At 69.6% G+C, this 18,722-nt stretch carries 17 protein-coding genes; 7 read left to right on the forward strand and 10 right to left on the reverse strand.

Annotated elements, in window-relative coordinates:
• The first annotated feature begins 292 nt into the window (after positions 1-292).
• The 3 genes from TFU_RS01600 to TFU_RS01610 are packed head-to-tail and all read left to right on the forward strand — an operon-like array spanning position 293 to position 3,842.
• Positions 293-2,401 (forward strand): RNA degradosome polyphosphate kinase, encoded by a 2,109-nt coding sequence (locus tag TFU_RS01600; RefSeq protein ID WP_011290770.1) that lies wholly within the window; start codon positions 293-295, stop codon positions 2,399-2,401.
• On the forward strand, positions 2,394-3,371 hold the full coding sequence (locus TFU_RS01605; protein ID WP_011290771.1) for an NUDIX hydrolase: 978 nt from the start codon (positions 2,394-2,396) through the stop codon (positions 3,369-3,371). Before TFU_RS01600 ends, TFU_RS01605 begins: the two co-directional genes overlap by 8 nt.
• Before the next feature lie 27 nt (positions 3,372-3,398).
• The gene (locus TFU_RS01610) at positions 3,399-3,842 is read left to right on the forward strand and encodes an SRPBCC family protein (RefSeq protein WP_011290772.1); all 444 of its coding nucleotides are present in this window, start codon (positions 3,399-3,401) and stop codon (positions 3,840-3,842) included.
• 58 nt (positions 3,843-3,900) lie between these two features.
• Here TFU_RS01610 and TFU_RS01615 read toward each other — a convergent pair whose 3' ends face one another.
• From TFU_RS01615 to modA, 3 genes are read right to left on the reverse strand one after another with little or no spacing between them, the layout of a single operon-like run.
• Positions 3,901-4,959, reverse strand: a complete 1,059-nt coding sequence (locus tag TFU_RS01615; RefSeq protein WP_011290773.1) for an ABC transporter ATP-binding protein — start codon at positions 4,957-4,959, stop codon at positions 3,901-3,903.
• Positions 4,956-5,777 carry an ABC transporter permease gene (locus TFU_RS01620; protein WP_011290774.1) on the reverse strand — a complete coding sequence of 274 codons (822 nt, stop codon included), beginning with the start codon at positions 5,775-5,777 and terminating at the stop codon, positions 4,956-4,958. The genes TFU_RS01615 and TFU_RS01620 overlap by 4 nt, the downstream gene beginning before the upstream one ends.
• Positions 5,755-6,486 carry a molybdate ABC transporter substrate-binding protein gene (gene modA, locus TFU_RS01625; protein WP_016188120.1) on the reverse strand — a complete coding sequence of 244 codons (732 nt, stop codon included), beginning with the start codon at positions 6,484-6,486 and terminating at the stop codon, positions 5,755-5,757. Before modA ends, TFU_RS01620 begins: the two co-directional genes overlap by 23 nt.
• A 296-nt stretch (positions 6,487-6,782) precedes the next feature.
• Here modA and TFU_RS01630 point away from each other — a divergent pair, with 296 nt between their 5' ends.
• The 4 genes from TFU_RS01630 to TFU_RS01645 all read left to right on the forward strand — a co-directional run bounded on the left by TFU_RS01630 (position 6,783) and on the right by TFU_RS01645 (position 10,566).
• Positions 6,783-8,090: a sensor histidine kinase gene (locus TFU_RS01630; RefSeq protein WP_011290776.1), complete on the forward strand. Its 1,308-nt coding sequence runs from the start codon at positions 6,783-6,785 to the stop codon at positions 8,088-8,090.
• Between the two features lie 2 nt (positions 8,091-8,092).
• Positions 8,093-8,752, forward strand: coding sequence for a response regulator transcription factor (locus TFU_RS01635; RefSeq protein ID WP_011290777.1), 660 nt, complete (start codon positions 8,093-8,095; stop codon positions 8,750-8,752).
• Positions 8,753-8,786: 34 nt separating this feature from the next.
• Positions 8,787-9,710 carry a DUF4097 family beta strand repeat-containing protein gene (locus TFU_RS01640; RefSeq protein WP_011290778.1) on the forward strand — a complete coding sequence of 308 codons (924 nt, stop codon included), beginning with the start codon at positions 8,787-8,789 and terminating at the stop codon, positions 9,708-9,710.
• 139 nt (positions 9,711-9,849) lie between these two features.
• Entirely contained in the window at positions 9,850-10,566 is a 717-nt protein-coding gene (locus tag TFU_RS01645; protein ID WP_011290779.1) for a M50 family metallopeptidase, read from the forward strand.
• Positions 10,567-10,609: 43 nt separating this feature from the next.
• Here the strand turns inward: TFU_RS01645 and TFU_RS01650 are convergent, their stop codons facing one another.
• The 7 genes from TFU_RS01650 to TFU_RS01680 form a co-directional block, all read right to left on the reverse strand.
• A complete protein-coding gene (locus tag TFU_RS01650) occupies positions 10,610-10,954 on the reverse strand; it encodes an STAS domain-containing protein (RefSeq protein WP_016188123.1) in 345 nt (114 codons plus the stop codon).
• Between the two features lie 385 nt (positions 10,955-11,339).
• A complete protein-coding gene (locus TFU_RS01655) occupies positions 11,340-13,679 on the reverse strand; it encodes a membrane protein (RefSeq protein ID WP_011290781.1) in 2,340 nt (779 codons plus the stop codon).
• Between the two features lie 86 nt (positions 13,680-13,765).
• Complete coding sequence (locus TFU_RS01660) at positions 13,766-14,254, reverse strand: DUF6069 family protein (protein WP_016188124.1); 489 nt, start codon at positions 14,252-14,254, stop codon at positions 13,766-13,768.
• 116 nt (positions 14,255-14,370) lie between these two features.
• Complete coding sequence (locus tag TFU_RS01665) at positions 14,371-15,192, reverse strand: ABC transporter ATP-binding protein (RefSeq protein ID WP_011290783.1); 822 nt, start codon at positions 15,190-15,192, stop codon at positions 14,371-14,373.
• 16 nt (positions 15,193-15,208) lie between these two features.
• Positions 15,209-16,249, reverse strand: coding sequence for a FecCD family ABC transporter permease (locus tag TFU_RS01670; protein WP_011290784.1), 1,041 nt, complete (start codon positions 16,247-16,249; stop codon positions 15,209-15,211).
• A complete protein-coding gene (locus TFU_RS01675) occupies positions 16,246-17,259 on the reverse strand; it encodes a FecCD family ABC transporter permease (protein ID WP_041428183.1) in 1,014 nt (337 codons plus the stop codon). Before TFU_RS01675 ends, TFU_RS01670 begins: the two co-directional genes overlap by 4 nt.
• A gap of 242 nt (positions 17,260-17,501) precedes the next feature.
• Positions 17,502-18,701, reverse strand: coding sequence for a hypothetical protein (locus tag TFU_RS01680; protein ID WP_011290786.1), 1,200 nt, complete (start codon positions 18,699-18,701; stop codon positions 17,502-17,504).
• Positions 18,702-18,722: the final 21 nt, after the last annotated feature.

Here is an 18,722-nt window from a genome sequence, read left to right on the forward strand (position 1 = left end):
GGAACAACCCGCTGCTGTCCGTGAAATAGCGAAAACACCCCGCTACCAAGGGGTAGAAATCCGCGTTCCGCGGCGGGGCCGTGGCCCGCAGCACCCGACCGGGCATCCCGTGCCTCTCCGGCGTTCCGCCGCTTCCCCGCCGGTCTATTCATCACAGAACGTTACGTGGCATATGCCTAAAGTCCCCCGGTGGGCGTTTTGGGGTTCACTGTTCCGGGGCATGTTGCCTGAATATCACAGGGGTCAGCGGGGCGTCGGTGCCCGGATGCACGGGAAGTGGGGGCAGCTTCGCATGGTGCAGAAGAAGACAGCGGCCGTAGCGGTGAACGCAGCGCAGATGCTCACCCGAGACAGAGACCTCCTGCCCCCCGACCGCTTCATGAACCGGGAGATCGGCTGGCTCCGCTTCAACCAGCGGGTCCTGGAACTCGCGGAAGACACCACGCTGCCGCTGCTGGAACGGGCCCTGTTCCTGTCCATCTTCTCCAGCAACCTCGACGAGTTCTTCATGGTGCGGGTCGCCGGACTCAAACGCCGCCTCGCCACCGGGGTCCCCGTCTCCTCCCGGCAGGACCCCCGCGAACAACTACGGGAGATCAGCAAAGTCACCCACGAGCTCATGGAACGGCACGCGGCATGCTTCCACACCTCGGTAGCGCCGGCGCTCGCCGAAGCCGGGATCCGCATCGTGCGCTGGAACGACCTCACCACCGAAGAGAAGCAGCAGATGCACCGCTTCTTCCGCCGCACGATCTACCCGGTGCTCACCCCGCTCGCCGTCGACCCGGCCCACCCGTTCCCCTACATTTCCGGGCGCTCCCTCAACCTCGCGGTCCGAGTGTGCGACCCGCACACGGGACGGCAGACGTTCGCGCGCATCAAAGTCCCCCCGGCGCTGCCGCGCTTCACCGAACTCGGCGGCCAGCGTTTCGTCCCCGTCGAAGACGTCATCTCCGCGCACCTGCCGCAACTGTTCGAAGGCATGGAGATCCTGGAACACCACGCGTTCCGGGTCACCCGCAACGCCGACCTAGAAGTGGACGAAGACGAAACCGACGACCTCGTCAAATCCCTGGAACGGGAACTGCTGCGCCGCCGCTTCGGACCCCTCGTGCGCCTGGAGGTCGAAGAGACCATCTCCGACGAGATCCTCACCCTCCTCCGCGAAGAACTCGGCGCGGACGAAGAAGAGACCTACCGCGTGCCCGGCCCGCTGGACCTCTCCGGCCTCGCCCAACTCCACGAACTCGACCGGCCGGAACTCAAATACCCGCCGATGGTCCCGGTCGAGCCGCGCGTCCTCGCCCACAACGACTTCTTCGAAGTGCTGCGCCGCAGCGAACTCCTCGTCCACCACCCCTACGAGTCGTTCGCCACCACCACCCAGCGGTTCATCGAACTCGCGGCCTCCGACCCGAAAGTGCGGGCGATCAAACAGACCCTGTACCGCACCAGCGGCGACTCCCCGATCATGGAGGCCCTCATCGAAGCCGCCCGCTCCGGCAAAGAAGTCATCGTCCTCGTGGAGATCAAGGCCCGCTTCGACGAGCAGAACAACATTCGCTGGGCCCGCAAACTGGAGATGGCGGGCTGCCACGTGGTCTACGGGGTGGTCGGGTTGAAGACCCACTGCAAGCTCGCCCTCGTCGTCCGGGAAGAAGACGACGGCAGCCTGCGCCGCTACTGCCACATCGGTACCGGCAACTACAATCCGCGCACCGCCCGCATCTACGAGGACTTCGGACTGTTCAGCGCCGACCCGGAAGTAGGCGAAGACCTCAGCGACCTGTTCAACCACCTCACCGGCTTCTCCCGTAAAAAGCACTACCGGCGGCTGCTCGTGGCCCCGCACGCGCTGCGGGAAGCCCTGCTGCGCCAGATCCAGCACGAGATCGCCAACCATGAGCAAGGGCTGCCAGCCCGCATCCGCATCAAAACCAACTCGCTGGTCGACGAGGAGATCGTCGACGCCCTCTACCTCGCGTCCCGGGCCGGGGTCCCCATCGACCTGTGGGTGCGGGGCAGCTGCGTCCTCCGCCCCGGGGTGCCAGGGCTCTCCGAGACGATCCGGGTGCGCAGCATCCTCGGCCGGTTCCTGGAGCACTCCCGCATCTTCGTCTTCGCCAACGGCGGAGAGCCACAGGTGTGGATCGGAAGCGCCGACCTCATGCCGCGCAACCTGGACCGCAGGGTGGAAGTGCTGGTCCGCATCGTTGATCCGGGGCAGCGTTCCCGGCTCATGACCCTCATGGACCTGGCCATGGCGGACAGCACGTCGTCGTGGCACCTCAACCCGGACGGCAGTTGGACCCGGTTCACCCACGATGAGGAAGGAAACCCGCTCGTGGACGTACAGAGCACCCTGCGCGGCGACCGCTACCTGAGGGTGGTCGATGACTGAGCCGCCGCCCACTCCTGACCGGCATCCGGACGCCGTGGAATCCGCCGCGCCCGGCGGCTACCTGGAACCTGTCCGGGCCGCGGGGACCGTCCTGTGGCGGGACACCGGCCGCGGCCGCGAAATAGCCCTGGTCCACCGGCCCCGCTACAACGACTGGACCCTGCCGAAAGGGAAACTGGACGAAGGGGAGCACGTCCTCGTCGCCGCGGTGCGGGAAACCGTGGAAGAGACCGGGGTCACCCCGAGGCTGGGCCGTCGCCTGGCCACGCAGCGCTACTGGAAGTCCGGTTGGCCCAAACAGGTCGACTGGTGGGCCGCCACCCCCGCACCGGGCACGACCGCCCAGTTCACCCCCACCGCGGAGGTGGACGCGGTCGAATGGCTGCCCGCGGCAGAAGCCCGCGCCCGGCTCACCTATCCCAGCGACGTCCGCGTCCTTGACGACTTCCTGCACGGACCCGCACAGACCGTGCCGCTGGTGCTGCTGCGGCACGCCTCGGCCGGGAACAAAAACGAATGGCACGATTACGACCTGCTTCGGCCGTTGGACGAGGCAGGGCGGGCCCACGCGCGCGCAGTAGCCGACATCCTCGCCGTATTCGGGCCTTTGCGCGTGGTCTCCTCGACGGCCGCGCGCTGTCTCGAGACCGTGGTGCCGTACGCGGCCGCCCACGGGGTAGAGATCCGCACGGAGCACACGTTCACCGTGGGGGTGCTCCGCTCCGGGGCCCAGGCTTACGACCCGCAGGCCGCCCGCCAGACGATGCGGGCCCTGGTCGAGGAGCGGCAGCCCACTCTGGTGTGCACGCACGGCGAACTCGTGGCGGATCTCATGGCGGAAGCCGCCGCCCAGACCGGTGCCCCCGCCCGGTCGCGGTGGGCGCTGCGGAAAGGCGCGTTCTGGGTGGTGCACCGGGACGCCAAAGACGGTTCTCTTGTTGCGGTAGAGCACCACGGCCTGCCCGGCTAGCCGGGGCCACTCGGTTAAGTTGGGCCCATGGCCACACAGAAGGTGTCCCGCAGCATCACCGTGAACGCCCCTGCCGAACGGATCTTCGCGATCCTCACGAATCCGCGCCGCCACGCCGAGATCGACGGGTCCGCTATGGTCAGCGGCTGCCTGCACGGACCGGAAACCCTCACCGCGGGCTCCGAGTTCCGCATGGACATGTCGATGCTCGGCGTGCCCTACCGGATGACCAACCGGGTAGTGGAATACGAGAAGAACCGGCGCATCGCCTGGCGACACATCGGCCCGCACCGCTGGCGCTGGCAACTGGAACCGGTGGACGACCACACGACCCGGGTCACGGAGACCTTCGACTATTCGCCGGCGGGCCCGTTCGCGATCCTCTACCAGCTGGCGGGCTATCCCGCGCGCAACGCCCGCGCTATCGAGCAGACGCTGCTGCGGCTGAAAGCCCTGGCGGAAGCAGAGTAGGAGCCGGGCGCTCACCTCGCGGAGTAGGCCACGGCAGTCCGGCCCCGCAGCCCGCCGCTCACACCGGATAGCACTCCACTTCGGTGGCTTTCACCGCGGCCCACACCCGGTCCCCCGGACGGAGGGAGAGGTCGGCGAGCGCGGCCGCGGTGATGTCGGCGTTCACCTCCACCGCCCCGGACAGGCGGACCCGCACGTGGGGGCCGAACCGTTCCACCCCGTCCACGGTCAGCAGCCACGTGTTGCGGGGACTGCCGTGGGGACGCTCCCGGTACAGGGCTACGGCATGCGGCGGGAACGCGGCAAACACCTCCCCGTCGTGGGGAGACGCCACCGTCAACGCCACGGCTGAGCCGTGGGGTCCCGCAAGCTGCACCCGCGTGCCCGCGGCCCGGCCCCGGTACAGGTTCACCCCCACCAGGCGGGCCACGTAGTCGGTGCGGGGCCGTCGCGCCACGTCCCCAGGCGTCCCCTCCTGCACGGACACCCCGTCCTCTAGGACCAGCACCCGGTCGGCGAGCACCATCGCGTCCAGCGGGTCGTGGGTGACCAGTACGGTCGCCCCGGAGAAAGCGGTGAGCCGGCAGCGGAGCATAGCGCGGACCGACATCCGCGTGTCCGCGTCCAACGCGGCCATCGGCTCGTCCAGCAGCAAAAGCCGGGGCCGGGTCGCCAACGCCCGGGCGAGCGCCACCCGCTGCTGCTGGCCCCCGGAGAGCGTGCGCGGCCGCGCACGCGCGTACTCGGCCACCCCCATGTCGGTGAGCAGGTCGAGCGCGAGCCGGCGGGCCTGCCGCGCGGGCATGCCCTGGCAGCGCGGGCCGAATGCCACGTTCTCCACCACGGTCAAGTGGGGGAACAGGAGAAAGTCCTGGAACACGAAACCGACCGGGCGCCGCTCCGCGGGCACGGACAACAGGTCGACCCCGTCCACCCGCAGGTGTCCCTGCGCGGGGAGCAGCCCGGCCAGGGCGCGCAGCACCGTGGACTTTCCCGCACCGTTCGGGCCGAGCAGCGCCAGCACGTGGCCGGACGCCACCTGGAAGCGGGTTTCCACGGTGAAACCGGGATGGTGGACGACCAGGTGGGCGTCCACGACGGGGACGGGCGCGGTCACCGTGCCCCCAGCCAGTGGTCCCGCAGCACGACGAGGATGAGAACGGAGACGGCGAGCAGCACCAGGCTGAGCACGACCGCCGCCTCCGGACTGCGCTGCATCTCCAAGTACACCGCAAGCGGCATCGTCTGGGTGCGGCCGGGGTAGTTTCCCGCGAACATGATGGTCGCCCCGAATTCGCCGAGCGCCCGCGACCAGCACAGGACCGCGCCGGCGAGAATCCCCGGCGCCACCATGGGCAGCGTCACCCGGCGGAACACGGTCCACCGGTTCGCCCCTAGCGTGGCCGCAGCCTCCTCGTAGCGCCGGTCCATGCCGCGCAGCGCGCCTTCCACGCTCATCACCAGGAACGGCATGGCCACGAACACTTGCGCGGCCACTACCCCGGCGGGGGTGAACGGCAGCCCGTAGCCGGTCCACTCGGCCACGTAGCGGCCGAGCAGCCCGTTGCGCCCCCACACCATGAGCAGCGCCACCCCGCCCACGACCGGAGGCAGCACCAGCGGCACGGTGACCAGGGCCCGGACGAGGCTGCGTCCCGGAAACTCGGTGCGGGCCAACAGCCAGGCCAACGGCACCCCCAGCACGAGGGAGACCACGGTGGCTGCGCTCGCTGTGGCCAGGGAGAGCAGGAGCGCGTCGCGCACCCCCGTGGAGAACAGTTGGGCGCCCAGCGTGGACCACGGGGTGCGGGCAAGCAGGCCGAACAGCGGCAGCACCAGGAAGCCGAAGCCGAGCAGCGCGGGCACCAGCAGCAGTCGGGGAACCCGGCCTGTCAGCGGGGCACCGGCAGGCTTAGGGGAGGAGGAAGCCGGCATCGTCCAGCACTTTCGCGTTGTCCGGGGAGGTCACGAAAGCCGTCCACGCTTGGGCGAGTTCCGGTTCGGCCGCGTCGGCGAGGACCGCGATCGGATAGTCGTTGACTGCGGCCGCCGCTTCCGGAATGTCGATGCCGTGCACGTCGCCTCCGGCGGCGACCACGTCGGAGCGGTACACGAGGGCGGCGTCCACTTCGCCCAACCGGACCCGGGTGAGCGCGGCCCGCACATCCTCCTCCCACGTCACCGGGTCCACTGCCACTCCGGCGGCGTCCAGGACCGCGCGGGATGCCGCACCGCACGGCACGTGCTCGGCGCAGAGCGCCACCGTTGTCCCGTCCGCGGCGAGGTCGTCCAGCGAGCCGATACCGGCAGGGTTCTCCGGTGGGACCGCGATCTGCAGCGTGTTGCGCGCGAACACCACCGGTTCGTCGGCGACGCCGACGTCAGCGACGACCCGGTCCATGGTGGCCTGGTCGGCGGAGGCGAACACGTCGGCGGGCGCGCCCTGCGCGAGCTGCTCGGCGAGCGCGGAGCTGCCCGCAAAAGCGAACTCCACGGTGGTGCCGGGATGCTGCTCCGCAAACTGGGCGCCCCACGTCCGGAAGACGTCGGTGAGGGAGGCCGCGGCGAACACGGTAAGCGTCCGTTCGGGGGGGCCCGAGGCGGAGCCGTCGGCGACGGGGGTGCACGCGCTTCCGACCAGCACAGCGCACACCGCAACGACACATCGGGCGAACCTCACGCAGCAGACCCTACCGAGGACGGTAGCCTGTCTCCCCATCCCCACCAGCGGAAACCGACGCACCACCCTGTCCGCTGTGCCCCTGGCGCTGCGGGACGCAGCACGGCACACCCGGTGCAGCAGCGCGGCGAGAACAGGAAAGTCGCTGCTTGGTAGTGCTGACACCACCGTGATCTGACGTGCTGCCGTTCCTGTGCCGGATCCCGTTGTTTTCTACCGTGAAAGCGTTCGATGAACCAGCGGGCGAAACGGAGCGGCAGATGGCAGACAGCCGAGTGGGGGTGTGGCGGGAACGCCTGGTCGCCGTGCTTTCCCTGTTGACCTCGTTCGCGCTGGCTCCCGTCTCCCTTGTGCCGGCCGCGCTGCTGGCGGTCATGGTGGGCGCCTTGTCGTCCACGACCGTCGAGGTGGTGCGCGGCACGACTCCTGCGGACTGGCGTCTGCTGCTCCTCTCCGCCGCCACCCTGGGGTCGGTCCCCGTGGCCACGCTCCTGGCCCGGCTGGGAGTGCACATCCACAAACGGCGGGCGGGGGCCCTGTTCGGCATCGTGGAGACCACGGTTCCCGCGGGAGACGGGACGCTCCGACTGCTCCGCGGCATCGGGTTCGTGGTCGGCCGGGACGCCTGGGCCGCGGTGGGGCACACCACGGTGATCGGACTCGCCGGGCTGCTGTTCGGCGGGCTTGCCGTGCTGTTGATCGCCTATGGGGCGGGCGGGGTGATCGGTGGGATCGGCGCGCTCGCCGCCACTCTCCTCACGAGCGGATCGGTGCAGGTCACCGGTATGGCCTTGGTGGTGGCGGTGCTCGTGGCGGGGCCTCCCCTGGTGGTGGCCGGACTGTGGGTTGCGCCCTGGCTGGTGCGGCTCGACCTCGCCGTGATGCGACGGACCCTGTTCGACTCTCCCCAGGTGCGTGTCCGCCGTCGGTTGTGGGAGCTGAGCGACACCCGTTCCCGCATGGTGGACGCGGCCGAAGCGGAACGCCGCCGGATCGAACGGGACTTGCACGACGGTGCGCAGCAGCGGCTGCTGTCCCTCACGCTGACCTTGGCACGGGCGCGCGCCAAATTCGACCGCGACCCGGAGCAGGCTCGGGAACTGGTGGAGGAAGCCCAGCGCGAAGCCCGGGCAGTGATGGCGGAACTGCGGGAGGTGGCCCGCGGGCTACACCCGAAGGTCCTCACCGACCATGGGCTTGACGCCGCGCTCCCTGTGGCTGCCGGACGGTGCCCGGTGCCGGTCCGTCTCGAAGTGCACCTCGACGAACGACCGTCGCCACGGGCTGAAGGCGTCGCCTACTACGTGGTCTGCGAGGCGCTCACCAACGTGGCCAAGCATGCGCAGGCGTCCGCGGTCACGGTCCGGGCCGAACGGATTCGGCGCCGCCGGGACGACCTGCTCCGCATCACCGTCATCGACAACGGCCGCGGAGGCGCCGACCCGCAGTCCGGCACCGGGCTGCACGGACTGTCCGACCGGGTCGAGGCGGTCGACGGTGAACTGTTCATCCACAGTCCGCCCGGTGAGGGCACGGTCCTCACCGCTGACATTCCGTGGAGGGCGTAACCGTGCGCGTGATCATCGCTGAGGACTCGGTACTGCTGCGGGGCGGCATGGCCCGGCTTCTGGAAGACGCGGGTATCGAGATCGTCGCCCAGGTCGGTGACGCCGACGCGCTCCTCGCCGCAGTGGCCCGCCACGACGACGTGGACTTGTGCCTGGTGGACGTCCGCATGCCGCCAACCTACTCGGAAGAAGGCATGCACGCCGCGATCCGGATCCGCAAGGAGCATCCCGATGTCGCGGTGCTGCTGCTCTCCCAGCACGTGGTCGGCACCTACGCCTCGCAACTGCTGGGCGGTAGCGCGTCCAAGGTCGGCTACCTGCTCAAAGACCGCGTGGCCGACATCGACGAGTTCCTGCAGACCCTGCGCCGTATCGCCGACGGCGGGACCGCCATCGACCCGGAGGTGGTGGCGCAGTTGCTGAGCCGCAACACCGACAACGTGCTGGACCGGTTGAGTCCACGCGAAACCGAGGTGCTCGCCGCTATGGCCGAGGGCCTCAACAACGCCGGGATCGCGGCGCGGCTGTTCATCACGGAACGCGCGGTAGAGAAGCACATCCGGTCCATTTTCACCAAGCTCAACCTGCTTCCCGACACCCACGAGCACCGCAGGGTGCTGGCCGTCCTGCAATACCTGCGGGCCAGCTCCCGCCAGCCGTGACCCTCCCCACACCCACGAAGGAACGGACACTGCCATGACGTTTACGGCCAGAGGACTGTACGCGTCCTCCAGCAAGGAACCCCGGGGCCGCCGCGGCCGGTGGTGGCTGGTCATCGGCGCAATCGTCGGCCTGGCCGCCCTCGGCACGGGCGTGCTGGGCATCCTCACTACGGCGGTCTCGGAGACCACCACCGACACAACGGAGTTTCCTGCGCCGTCCCGGCTCGAGATCGACAACAACACGGAAGGCAGCGTGACCCTCGTCGCCGAGGACACCGACACGGTCACCGTGCGCGTGGACGTGTGGTCCTCCATGATGTCCCAGCCCTCCTGGGACACGGAGACGGAAGGCGACACCCTGCGGCTCGCCGCGAACTGCAGTCTCATCTTCACCGTGTTCGGTCGTTGCTCCGTCGACTACGAGGTGGCGGTCCCGGAAGGAACCGAAGTCTCCGTGCACACCGTGACCGGGGACGTGGACGTCACCGGGGTCTCCGCCCGCGTGGACGCGTCCACCGACACGGGCGAGATCCGGCTGGCCGACGTCACCGGGGAGATCACCGCGGAGAGCGCTACCGGGAGGATCACCGCCGCAGGCTCCGGGCCCAGCGCCGTGGTGACCAGCGACACCGGCGAGATCAACCTGGAGGACTTCCAAGCCGCCGACGTCCAGGCGACCAGCGCGATCGGTGCGATCCGCATCGGTTCGGGCTTCGACACTGCCCGGGTGCGCAGCGACACCGGCGCGATCACGGTCACCACGGACACCGAGTTCCAGACCTTGCATGCCACCACGGCGATCGGGAACATCGAACTGCAGGTGCCCGACCGGGTCTACCGGGTGACCGCGGACACCACTGTCGGATCCCCCAAGGTCGCCGTGGACCAGTCCAGGGACGCCACCTCCGTCATCGAAGCACGCAGCGACACCGGGGACATCACGATCACCCCCCGCTGAGCCTGCGGCCCCGCCCGTGCACCGCCCGGGCAGGGCTTCCGCGTGCGCACCCGTCCCGTTTTGCCGGGACAGCTCCGGAACCGTCACGGCCGCACCAGAATGGCTAGAGTTGCGTAGCAGCCGAGACGGAAGAGGGCACATGGCAGCCAACTCGTTCTCCCAGGTGTGGCAGGACGTCTTTTCCGTGCAGCCCGACCCCCCGCTGTGGGTCGTCATCGCCACCGGGGCGGTTGCGCTGCTCGTCGTGGTGTCGGGAGGCCGGGTGTGGCGGGTGGCCCGCAACGTGGTGACCATCGCCCATGAGGGCGGTCACGCGCTTGCCGCCCTGCTCAGCGGCCGGCAGTTGAGCGGTATCCGGCTGCACTCCGACACCTCAGGGGTGACCGTCTCCCGGGGCCGCCCCGACGGTATCGGCATGATCGTCACCATCTTGGCGGGCTATACCGCCCCCGCCGTAGTGGGCTTGGCCGGGATCATCCTGCTCACCGCCGGGCGGATCACCGGTCTGCTGTGGATCAGCATCCTGCTGTTGGCAGCGATGCTGCTGCTCATCCGCAACGTCTACGGTGTGGTGGCGGTGGTGGGCACCGGAGCCGTGGTTTTCGCGGTCTCCTGGTGGACCCCCAGCGCAGTCCAGAGTTTCTTCGCCTACCTGTTCACCTGGTTCATGCTGTTCGCCAGCGTGCGTCCCGTGTTCGAACTGCAGTCCCAGCGCCGCCGCCATCCGTCCCCGCACTCGGACGCCGACCAGTTGGCCCGGCTGACCGGGGTTCCCGGCACGATGTGGGTGATGGTTTTCGCGGTGTTCAACCTGGCCATGGTGGGGTTGGGCGTCTGGCTGCTGCTGTTCACCTGACGGGAGGCCGCGGTCGCGGGAAGCGGCGCGGCCTGCTCGTGGGTCACGCGGCAGGCGCTGCCAGAGCCGCTTCGACGGTCGGGTGGACGGGGATCCGCGTGTCGATCGCCGTCACCCGCAGGATTTTCGCGACCCGCTCAGGCGGAGCCGCGATCCGCAATTGGCATCTGTGCTCCTGTGCGGCCTTGTAGCTCTGCACCAGTACGCGAAGGCCGCTGGAGTCGATGAGACCGGCACAGTCCAGCACGACACAACCGCCGGGGCGCTGTTCCAGGGCGCTGGTGACCGCGTCCCGGAAGTCGTTCTCGGTGGCGATGTCGATCTCTCCGTCGAGCACGATGACAGTGGCGTCGTTGCGCTCGTCAACGGTGATCTGCAACGCGGACATGGTGACTCCGGAAAGATACGCCGATGCTGGCATCCGGTCGGGGACGGGCGCAGGCGTGGAGACCTTCCACTGACCGGAACACTGGGACGAGGCGCGAAAAGGCCTACGGACAGGCATACGGACCGGCCGGGAGATCTGTGTCATATCGTGTGCCACTCCTCGTTTCGACGATACGAGTCGCCGAACGCCTGCGAGTCTTTCGCGGACCGTGGTGGATCAGTACGTCTGGGGCGGTTCGCTCCCGGCGCGATGGTGGACGTTCGAAGTGGTCCTACACGGCACTGCTGCGCCTGATCGCTGTTTGTGCGGAACGCCAGCGGGGACGTCCGTCCCGGACGATATCACACGGCAGTCGGCGAATTTTGGCTTTTCTCTCCGGTTTTGATCACACAGTTGCGGTTCGACCACATACCGAAACCGTGGGGGGTTGGGAAAGCGGCACGGTCTGTTGCAGTACCCACACGCAGGACGCCAGGGTGAGGGGGACCGCAACGGTCAGCGCGAGCGCCGGAATAGCGATTCCTGAGTCGTTGAATGCAAACCCTGCAAGCCCGGTGACCAGCGATCCGGTGAGTCCGGCCCGCAATGTCGGCGCGTATTCGTAGACCCGCGAGAGCACCCCTACCCGCCAGTTCAGCGGATTGTTCAATACGACAAAGAGGAACAGCAAAGCCCCCGCGGCCAGGAGGGTGAGCTGCCAGTTGCCCAAAGAACCCAGCATTGCATCGATTTTGCGGGATACGACCGGCCATGCGGTGCCGTCAAGGACCTGTCCCGCGAACAAACCGAAATGGCTGCGTTCGTTCGGTGGCCGGAGATAATCCAGGAACGACAGGAGGCCGATCGTGGCTACCGCGGCAACGCCGATCACCGCGATCCGGCCCACGGTGACCCGCAGCCCGGCGATCATGAGCATGGTCACCGCGAGCCCGGGGACGAGTGCCAGCACCCCGCCGAAGTCGGTGCCCAGCCCCGGCCAGCCGATGGCGAACAGCGCTGCCGTCCCCAAGACGAGGGACACGGCGACGGCCCAGGTGCGACGGCCGTGGCCGAGGAGGTGGTGGGCGATCCCCGCGGCGGTCATCAGCACGCCGGTGGCGAAAGTGGCGAACGCGATATTGCCGAGCCCGTAGAACCGGCCCGCCACGATCGGGGTGTACCCGGTGGGGGAGTTCATCTGCAGGTGGGATCCGGTGCACAGGTCGGCGAAGAGGACCACGGTGGTGATCGCCGCGACGATCGTGGTAGGGGCCAGGATGTCCCGCCGCCACGGCCCGGCCAGCGCCACCGCCACGACTGCGGCGTCGGCGAGCAGCACCCCGCCGAGCAGGGCCGCCTGGGGGAAGGGCGCCGACCACCACGGCACCAGGTTGACCAGGTAGCTGGAGACCGGGAAAGCAGCGCCGGCGAGTGCCACCACTCGGGTCGCGGACAGGACGAGGCGCCGTTTCGCGAGGTCGCGCCCGCCGTAGCGTTTCAGGGCGTACGCGGCGCACACGTAGAGGAGGAGCTGGGTGGCCACCAGCCCGCTGAAGAAGCCGGGAACCAGCGATTCCACGACTTCGGCCGCGGTAGCGAATTTCCGGAGCTGGTCGACTGCCGTGTCGAACTCGGCGGGCCGGGGCGTCTGCCGCCACGCCCGCCCCACCATGCCCTGCTGCGGCGGGAAGTCCAGGGTGTACAGCAGGGTGGTGGTGATGTCGGTCAACGCCACCAGTCCGGGGCGCCGCGTGGACTCGGAGACGAGGTAGCCGCCGGTGAAGACGGTGCCGTCAGGGCCGGGCCCGTGCAGCAGGGCGGTGTTGAGGCGGGACGCGCCAGCTTCCACGGAGATCCCGGCGACGAGCAGGGTCGAGTCGGGGGGCAGCGTGGCCTGGATGGTGGCCAGGTCCCGGTCGATCGCGGCGAGCCGTTCGTGCCGCTCCTGGAGTTCGCTGGTTTCGGTGAGGTCCGGTTCCGGTTCGACCTCTTCCTCGTCGTCGAACGGGTCGGTGTCTCCGGGGAGCCGCAGGGGGACTTGGAGGTCGCGGGGGACCCCGTCCACGGTGCCGGTGCCGTCGACAAGCTCGTCGCCGACCGGTTCCGGGGCGGGCGGGTCGAGGTACAGGTCGGCGAGGTCTTTCAGGTCGATCACGCCGAGGGTGACCCCGTCCCACGATTCGCGGGTCAGCCCGGAGGTGCCGCCCAGGTAGCGGTCGACCCGTCCGTCGCTGCCTGCGGCGGCCAGGGCAGCGCCCGGCCCGACGGCGAGAGTGGTCCCGCCGTAGGAGCGCACCGTGTCGCCGAGCAGTCCTACCCGCGCGCCGAAGCGGGAAGCGGCGTTGTAGGTGACGTGGTCGGAGTAGTCCGGGATGACCGCGCCTTCCCCGTCGATCTCGGGGAGGCGCGGCAGTTCGCAGATGGAGTAGGTCTGCCGTTCGCTTGCGGCGCGCTGTCCCGCGGCCACGGTCAGCCAGCCGTCGACGGGGCAGGTGCGTGAGGTGACGGTGCGGATGGACAGGTTGCCGATCGCGCTGCGGCGCGCCAGCTCCCACAGGTGGGGAGTGGTCTGCGGGGTGATCTCGTCCCAGCGGAGGCCGGGAACCCCGACGAGGACGACCGGCCCGCGGCGGGGTGCGGTGTGCGGCGCAGCGGCGGTCCCCGGAGGCGGGGGCGCCGCCGAGACCAAGATGATCAGGACAGCCAGCGTGGTCAGCACATGGGCGAGCCACCTGCCTACAGCCACACCGGATCCCCCTCCCACGATTAGGCCGTGAAAACTACTCTACGTCACCTAATCGACACGGAGAGGGAGGCGCAACTGGGGAAGGGTCAGCTCTTCCCGAGCGGTGTGCGCGCAGGCGTCCTGCCGCGGAGTTCCGCGTGGGCCACCGCGCCCACGCCGCTGAGCAGCGACAGGATGGTGCCGCCCGCGGCCAGGTTAATCAGCGAGGTGGCGACGGTGACGACGACGGGGCCGTCTTGGGCGAATGGGGCGACCGTGGCCCCTGCTACGGCCAGGCCGACAATCCAGGAGAAGAAGTGCAGCGGTCGAGGTGTGTTCGGGAGCAGCAGGTGCAGCAGGCCGGTGGCGGCGAGCGCACCGAAGGCGGCGAGTGCCGCGTAGGCGGTCATGCCGAGAGCGCTGAAGCGCCAGGACCCTTCCGGAGAGAGCACTGACGCGCCGAGCAGGCCGTTGACGAGCAGGGTTCCTACGAAGATGACGAGTGCCGCGACCACGGCGGTGGCTAGTCCCCCGGTCCAGAGGCGTACCGCCGTGACGCGCCGCAGGCGTCCGGCATCGGAGCCATATTCGGTCATGCCGTTACCCCCCGATACGGCACTTATATGGTCGTTTCGGTACATACCCTCTGTAGGAAATCGGTAACCCCGCGGTAAGCCCCGCCGGGGGGAGGGGTGTGCCCTTCCGGCGCAGGTCACGCAGCCTTCCGCCCGGCCCGCTTCCGCCGGTCGCTCGGCACCACCATGGGGGTTCCGGTCTCCGGGTCGGGGATGATCTGGCACGGCAGCCCGAAGACCTCCGCCACCAGCTCCGCGGTGACGATCTCCTGCGGGTCCCCTTGGGCGACCACTGCGCCGTCCTTCATCGCGATCAGATGGGTGGCGTACCGGCAGGCCTGGTTCAGGTCGTGCAGCACCGCCACCAGCGTGTGCCCGCGCTCCTGGTGTAGCTCAGCGCAGAGGTCCAGCATGTCCAGCTGGTGGGCGATGTCCAAGAAGGTGGTCGGCTCATCCAACAGCAGCAGCGGGGTCTGTTGCGCCAGCACCATCGCCAACCACACGCGCTGCCGCTGGCCCCCGGACAGCTCGTCTACGAGCCGGTCGGCGAGGTCGGAGACCCGGGTCGCCGCCATCGCCTCGGCGACCACCCGTTCGTCCTCCCGCGACCACTGCCGCAAAAACCGCTGGTGCGGGTAGCGGCCCCGGGAGACCAGGTCGACCACGGTGATCCCGTCCGGCGCGATCGACGTCTGCGGCAGCAGTCCCAGCCGCCGTGCCACCTCTTTCGACGAATACGAGTGGATGAGCTTGCCGTCCAAGTACACCGCGCCCGTCGTCGGACGGATCATCCGCGACAGGGCGCGCAGCAGAGTGGACTTGCCGCACGCGTTAGGGCCGACGATCACGGTGAACGAGTGGTCGGGGATCGCCACTTCGAGGTTCCGGGAGATGACGCGCTGGTCGTAGGCCAGGGTCAGGTTCTCTCCCCGCAACCGGGAGGAAGTGGGCTGGGACATGTTCTCACCTCGTGTGTCAGGCACGGCCGCTCCGCCACTCCGCGTACAGCAGCCACACCAGGTAGGTTCCGCCAACAACCGTGGTGACCACGCCCACAGGAAGCTGGACCGGTGCCAGCAGCCGCAGCGCCACCAGGTCCGAGCAGAGCAGGAGTGCTGCTCCCATGAGCGCAGAGGCCACGAGAGTCGTCCCGTCGGCGCGGGTCAGCCGGCGGGCGAGCTGAGGGGCAGCCAAAGCGACGAAAGCGATCGGGCCGGAGACCGCGATAGCGATCCCGGTGAGCGCGCTCGCCGCGAGCAGCGCCAGTGTCTGGGTGCGCTGCGTGGCCACGCCCAAGGCCCGCGCGGTGTCTTCCCCCATTTCCATGAGCCGCAACTGGGCGCCTAGCCGCAGCAGGAACGGGATCAGCACGGCGCAGCCGATCCCCACCGCGGCTACGTGCGGCCACTCGCGCGAGTTGAGGGTACCGACCAGCCACACCTGGGCGGACAGCGCATCGGTGAGTTCCGCGCGGGTGATGAGGTAGTGGGTCACCGCACCGAGCATGGCGCTGATCCCGATGCCCACCAGGATGAGGCGGTAGCCCTGCACGCCGCGGCGGAGGGCGAGCAGGTAGACGAGCACGGCCGTACCCACTCCGCCGAGCATCGCCCCCAGCGCAGTGGACAGCATGCCGCCGCCGACCACCAGGATGGTGAGCACCGCCCCGGTGGAGGCTCCCGCGGTGAACCCGATGATGTCCGGACTGCCCAGCGGGTTGCGCGACAGGCTTTGGAACACGGCGCCTGCCGTGCCTAGGGCCGCGCCCACCAGGGCCGCGGTGAGCGCGCGCGGCAGCCGCACGTCGCGCACGAAGAACACGTCGAGCCGCTCCCCGGAGCCGAACAGCGCGGCGGGGATGCGGCGCAGCGGAATCGAGTAGTCGCCGACGATGAGGCAGGCCGTCAACGCTGCGAGGACGAGGACAGCCAGAGCCAGGCAGGAGACGAGTACGCGCGGGCGGAGGCGGAGCGCTACCGGCCCCACACGGAGCGAGCGGAGGGGGATCGCGGTCACGGTTGGACCAACCTCGCACGACGGACGAGGACGATGAAGACCGGGGCGCCCACCAGTGCGGTGATGATGCCGACTTCCAGCTCCCCGTTGGGCAGCACCACCCGGCCCAGCGTGTCGGAGAGCACGAGCAGGATCGCCCCGAACACGGCCGAGAACGGCAGGAGCCAGCGCTGGTCCGGTCCGGTGAGCAGCCGTGCCGCATGCGGCACGGCGAGGCCGACGAAGGCGATCGGCCCGGTCGCGGCGGTCGCCGCCCCGCACAGCAGGACGATGGCGATCGCGGTCCACAACCGGATGCGGCCGATCCGCGCGCCCAGCGCGGCGGCGAGGTCCTCACCGAGCGCGAGCGCGTTCAGCGACCAGCCCAACGCGAGGGCGATCAGCGCGCCGACGGCGAGGAACGGGGCGACCGTGCCGAAGATCGCCAGGTCCCGTCCGGCCAGGGAGCCGACCTGCCAGAACCGGATCTCTTGGAAGACGAAGTCGTGGAAGAGGATGACGCCGTTGGTGAGGCCGAGCAGGACGGCGCTGACCGCGGTGCCCGCGAGAGCGAGCCGGACCGGGGTGGCGCTGGTGCGGCCCCGCGTGCCGAGGAAGTAGACGAGGAGGGCGGTCAGCGCAGCCCCCGCGAAGGAGAACCACACGTAGGCGTCGATACCGGTCAGGCCGAACAGGTAGATGGCTGCCACCACGGCGGTGGTGGCCCCCATGTTGACGCCGAGCAGCCCGGGGTCGGCGATCGGGTTGCGGACCAGCACCTGCATGAGGGCTCCGGCGAGGCCGAGGGCCGCGCCGACCGTGACCCCCAGGACGGTCCGGGGACCGCGCAGCCCCAGGATGACGGTGTGGTCGTAGGAGCCGTCGAAGTGCCAGAGCGCGTCCCACACCACGGACAGCGGGATGGGTTTGGCTCCCACGGCCAGGCTGAGGAGTGCCGCCAGCACGAGGACGCCGAGGGCCGCAGCAAGTCCGCCTGCGCGCAGCGCATGGGTCGTGGCCCGCGCGGACATGTGCCGGACCAGTGCGGCACGGGCAGTGGAAGCGTCGTCGAGGTCAACGTGGTCGCGGACGACTGTAGCCAACTGCTCTCGACTCACCGGATGCCAACCCGGACAGGGGAGTGCTGTAGCCGCAAAGGCACCGTAGTCCTCCGTGGACACACCGCCAAAAACTTAGACAAGGCTAACCTATTGTTCTGGCGTTGGGTAGCGGAGGAGAGCCGGAAACCCCGATCCGTGCGGCGATCCGGTGGTCAGTGCTGAGGCGGCGGCGGATACGGCCACGGGCCGTCTTCACGGCGGTCGGGTCCGGTCTCCCGACGCTCGTGGTCCGCGAAAAGGTCGCCCCGGTAGCCCGGGTAGTGGCTCACTCCCTGGGCGGGGTAGCGGGGGACGGTTCCGCTGTTCGGAGGGGTGGGCGGCCCGCCAAGCGGGTCTGCCGGGGGCGCTCCCTGGCCCGGAGCGGGACCGCCGCCGAGGATGTCGCTCGCGGAGTTGACACCGCCGGTCGGGTTCGAAGCCCACGGGGTGCGCTCCTCACGAGGCGCAGCCTCCCCTGCGGGACGCCACGGCCCGGAGGCGGGGGCGGGGCCACTGAGCGGGTCGTCGGCGAAAGAGCTCGGCGGTGTGCTGCTGGGACCGCCGGAGTACGGCGTGCTGTACGGCGGTGCGGGAATGGTGGGGAAACCACCGGTGTCCCCCGCTTCCGGGGCGGGCGGATCCGCCAGCGGGGGAGTGGGCGCTGGGCCGGAGGACGGTGCGGGACCGGGGGGAGGCGGCGGAGTGCTGTCGGGTTCGGACGGGGTGGCGTCCCAGCGAGCCCCGACGATAGTGTGCTCGGCGTCCTGGACGGGAGGAGCCGCAGCGTCCGCAGGAGGCGGGAAGCCGCCAGTGTCCCCCAAGGCAGGGCCGCCAGTGTCCCCTGGGCTGAAGACAGCGGTCGACCCCGCTGCACCACCGCTGGGCGGCGGATTCCACACCGCAGTGGTCTCCCCGGAGCCGCCGGGGCCGTCGTAAGCGCCGTCAGCAGGAGCGTCGTACGCGGCCTCGTCCGCGTGCGCGGGGCCCTCAGGGGCAGCCCGGTCCGCGTCGTCGTAACCGTCGCCGTAACCGTAGGCGCTCTCAGCGTCGAAACCTTCCCCCACGCCAGGGTACGGAGGCTCAGCGGCGCGCTTCTTCTTCTCCGCGGCAGAGGCCGCGACATAGGTCCACCATGCGAAAGCGCACGCCAGCGCGCTCACCCCGGTCAGCGCCCACGCGGTCACCCCTTGCGTCGTGGTGAAACCGCCCGCCATGACGTTGATGAGAAGCGACCCCAAGGTGAGCGCGGTGGCGAGCACCGGCAGGGCGAGCCGCAGCAGCGGGCCGAGGGAACGGCGGCCCGGGCCGGAGCGCTGGCGCTGCGACGAAGGCCGGGCAGATCGGGCAGGCCGCGAAGAGGATCGACGTTTCATGGTGGTTTGCACTCCAGGGGA

Origin of the sequence: Thermobifida fusca YX (genome assembly GCF_000012405.1) — a bacterium.
Taxonomy (GTDB): Bacteria; Actinomycetota; Actinomycetes; order Streptosporangiales; family Streptosporangiaceae; genus Thermobifida; species Thermobifida fusca.